General features: G+C 22.7%; 3 protein-coding genes (1 of these 3 only partly in view). 2 read left to right on the forward strand and 1 reads right to left on the reverse strand.

The genetic code is table 4. The features are described from left to right. On the forward strand, positions 1–205 hold a 205-nt coding region (locus tag BST80_RS04240; RefSeq protein ID WP_415746106.1), incomplete at its 5' end, for a hypothetical protein. A gap of 411 nt (positions 206–616) precedes the next feature. On the opposite strand, the gene BST80_RS04245 is transcribed toward BST80_RS04240, so the two are convergent. After that, entirely contained in the window at positions 617–793 is a 177-nt protein-coding gene (locus BST80_RS04245; protein ID WP_415746107.1) for a hypothetical protein, read from the reverse strand. 2,261 nt (positions 794–3,054) lie between these two features. Between BST80_RS04245 and BST80_RS04250 the strand changes: the two genes are divergently transcribed. Then, positions 3,055–4,275, forward strand: the 5' portion of a protein-coding gene (locus BST80_RS04250) for an Mbov_0401 family ICE element transposase-like protein (protein WP_415746108.1). Its footprint extends 39 nt past the window's final position; 1,221 of the gene's 1,260 nt are visible here — the first part of the coding sequence; its start codon is at positions 3,055–3,057; the stop codon falls past the right edge of the window.

The following is a 4,275-nucleotide window of genomic DNA, read 5'->3' on the forward strand; positions in this document are numbered from 1 at the left end:
AGTATTTACAATTTTACCTTTAATTACTTTAATAATTTCTTTAATTATAATTTGAATTGATAAATCAAAATGAAAAAAAGACCATTTAAGACATTGCTTAGATTGTCGGATTAATCCGCGAGTTATTCAGCCAAGAATAGCAAAACAATGAAATAATTTAGATGGTATAACAGAAGAAAATAACAAAGAATTAAATTTAAAATAAACTATATATAGGGGTGGCTGATATTTTTGGGTGGTTATATAGTTTAATTTATAAATTATTTTGTTCTGAAAGAATAGATGGCCACTNTTTTAGTAAGGATAAGAAAGGAATTAAAGAAAATGAACGAAACATTAATGATTGCTTTACTTGTGTTAGCAGGTGCAGGTGGAATGGGTAGTCTTGGTATTCTTGGATTATCTGCTAAAAAAATTAAAAAATATAAAGCAGAAATCAGAGAATTAAGAACTNCTGTTATTGCCCACGAAAAACATTTACGAGGACCTGATTATGCAACAGAATTAGCATTAAAAACAGGNCAANTTAAANNNAATGNNAAAAAACAAGCACAAAAAGATGCTATTCAAAAACTAACAAATATTATTTAAAAAAATAACCAATTAAGGTTATTTTTTATTTTTCTTTATTGTGTGTTATATAAAAGTTGATAATATATTCTATTCGTTGAGAATAAGTAAATCCATTAAATTCATTTCATATTTCTTCTTGTTCTGTATTTAAATAAATATTAACATTCCGAATTTTACAAGAATAATATTTTCCTGTTTTTTGATTATATGAATGTTTCATAATATTAACTCTCATAATTAGCAATAATAATTGCATCTCGTAAATGATTACTTATTTTTTCATTATTATATTTTCAACCTTTACCANATTCATAAGTTAAATNATCATCTTTACTAAATTCTTGAATACAACCATTATTATATTTACTTAAATTTTCTATATTTTTAACAACTGATTTAGTATGTCGTGGTGATACTCAATTAATATTTTTCAACTTGTTTGTTTTATATTTAATTGCTCCAATTGCTTTTAATAAATCATCGCGGTCTTTACTAGCATTAGTGGATGTATATAAACAATCTTCAATATTAATGATTTCTGCAGTAGGAATTATATTATCTAAAATTTCTTTAACGTGTAATAATCATTCTTTTGTTTTAAATTCAATTTTTTGTATNNTAATTTNNNATNTTNANAAATAACAATAGCAGTAGTACCAGTTCCTGATGGGTCAATACCTATTTTTATTCNCATTTTGCTCATTCCTCATCATTGTTAACTGCTGGCACTACATTTGATATATCTTCTTCTTTAACGACATTATTGTTTGTGTCCGATATTTCTGTATAANATGGGGTATTTATATTATTTGATAAGGATTCATCGTTCATCTGCCCCTGATTTTTGGCGACAGTAATATCATTAAAAGGTATATAATCAAAATTACCATCTTCTTTTATTTGTTTTTCATCTAAATCAATATCATTAATATCAACGCCTAATTCTTGGGCTAATTTACGATATAATTTTGCTTCAACCATTTCTTTTGGTCATTTATTTCAAGGGGAATATTCACTATTTCCACTTGGACTACTATTTTTTAAACGGTCAATATCTGCTTTTCTTAATAAAATACCTTGATAATTAGCATTTTTATCTTTTGCAAAAGCATAAGCTCCAATTATCTCATTATAATCACTAGTATTTGCATTAAAATTAATCTCATGAATTTTTGGGCAAGAATTTATAGCATCCCATTCAAATTTTTCATTTTTAAATATAATTGATTTTCGTGGACTATATCCTGCTTCTTCAATTCTTTTACAATAAACTTTACTATCAATAATAGTTGTTAATTTATTTTTAAATGGAATAATATTAAAATCTTTTCCAAATATTAAACCTTTATTACTTAATTTAATAATTCCTAATGCTGTGATTTTAGCATTATCAGCATTAGAAACTAATGACATATAACTTTGTCCATTTTTCATTTTCAATTCTTCAAGTGCTAAAATATTTTCTTTTAAATATTTTTCATTAACTTTTAATTCATATTTAACAATTGCACCTTTAATATATTGTTTTAGTTCATTTGCCATATTATTTGTCTCCTTTATTTATTTTGAATTTAATACCTTTAATACCAATTAATTTAGTATTGGTATTTGTATCTCATTGTGCTTTAATTGTGTTTTTAACTAACTTTTCATCAACAATTAAATATTTAATTAGTTGTATTAATTCATATTGATTAGCATTTTCTACAAAATCATCATCAATTCCAATTACTTCAATATCTTTTACCAATAATTTATCTTTAATAATATTAATACCAACTTTTTTTAATTCTTTTGGTTCTAATGCTTTATCAATTTCAGCAACTTTTTCCATAACCCTAACTTGTTCATCTTGAATTTGGTCTATATCTAAACCCATATCAACAGTTAAATTATTTGCTTTTTCAATTAATTCTTGTTTTTTTAATTCTTGTTCTTTAAATAATTCATTTTGTTTTTGTTTACGGGCTTGCGTAATATTATTATTAATTTCTTCTTGATGGCCATTAAAATATTTTTCTAAAATAAGAATATTTTTTCCATTTTTATTATGCTCATCTTTTAAATTTTTAATAAGTTCTTTAATTGGTTTAAAAACAAGATTATTNNNNAATTTATTGGTTAAATCATTCAAAGTATATGGTTTATTAGGTGATTTATTTTCTCAAAATTGCTCAATTTTACGATAAAAAGTCGCTAAACTTGCTTTATTTGGATTAAATTCTTTCATTTTTTACTCCTTTATATGGTTAAATATAAGTAGAGAAAAACATTTACAGAAGAACTTGACAGGGTTCTCTTTTTTATTATCTATATTTTACATCAAAATAAAAAAANGTAAATTACTTTACTTTTTTCAGTTAAATTAATTTGCTAATAATTAACAACTAAATTATAACATAATAAATAAAAAATAATATCTTTTTTGCATTTTCATTATTTTTGTGATAAAGTCCTGAATTAAGAAAAGAGGGTATGAAAATGATAAATAATGATGGCAATTTTTTTAATAATCTTATTAATTTATTATATATACAGAGTATTGAAATTATTCAACAAAGTTTAGAAGATTATGAAGAATGAATTTTTAAAAATTATAAAATTGATGAAACTTTAAAAGAATTTAAAGATTATAAAGTAAAAGAAATAAAACCAAGAACATTAACTATTTTAAATGGAAAAATAACTTTTAAAAGAAGAAAATATTATAAAATTAATCCAGAAACAGGTAAAGAAGAATATATTTTTCTTTTGGATAAACTTTTAGGAATTAAAAAATGACAAAGAATAGATAATTCTGTTAAAGAAAAAATATTATCATTTATTACTGAGAACAAAAGATATAAAGATATTTTAGATACTATGGAGCATGTAAAAATTAGTTTAATGACAGTATCTAATATTATGAAAAATGCAAAAACTGATGAAGAATATTACTTTAATAAAAGTAATAAAAAAATAAATATTCCACACACTTTATATATTCAAATGGATGGGACTTATTTGAAAATGTTAGATTCAACAAAGCAAGGAAGAAAAAAGATAAAAAAACACACGATAGCATGTACTGTACATACTGGGTATGATGAAGAAAAATATACTGTAAAAAGACCTGTAATTGCAAATAAATTAGGTGTTTTTGAAATGGATAATATTCCAGATTATCTTAAAAAAGAAGCGAATTTAAAACCAGTTCTTATAAAATTATTTACTTTAATTGAAACTCATTTCAAATTGACACCTAATATTGAAATTATGATTTTAGGTGATGGTGCATTATGNATTAAAAATACTAAAAATTTTATGCATCAATATTTTCCTAAAAATAAAATTCACTATACAATAGATAAATTTCATCTTACAAGTAGATTTAAAAAATTATATCCATATCAAAATAAAAATAAGGAAAATAGAGAAACATATCATAAGGCCGTTGATAATTTTTATAATGGTAAATATGAAGAATTATTACAGCGTTTAGAAGATAGTAAATCTTTTATAAGTGATTCTAAATTAGATTTTTTGAATAAAACTATTAGATTAATTAAAAATAATGAAGAAGGTGTCANAAATCAAACACTATGAAATAATATTGGTTGTGATATTGAAGGTGATATTTCTCATTATTGAAAAGGCACGATGATTAAAAAAGCTATTTATAGNGAAAAAACTATTAGAAATAAATTAAATGCTAGTATGATG

Source organism: Spiroplasma sp. Moj (assembly GCF_016082285.1).
GTDB classification, from domain to species: Bacteria; Bacillota_I; Bacilli_A; order Mycoplasmatales; family Mycoplasmataceae; genus Spiroplasma; species Spiroplasma phoeniceum.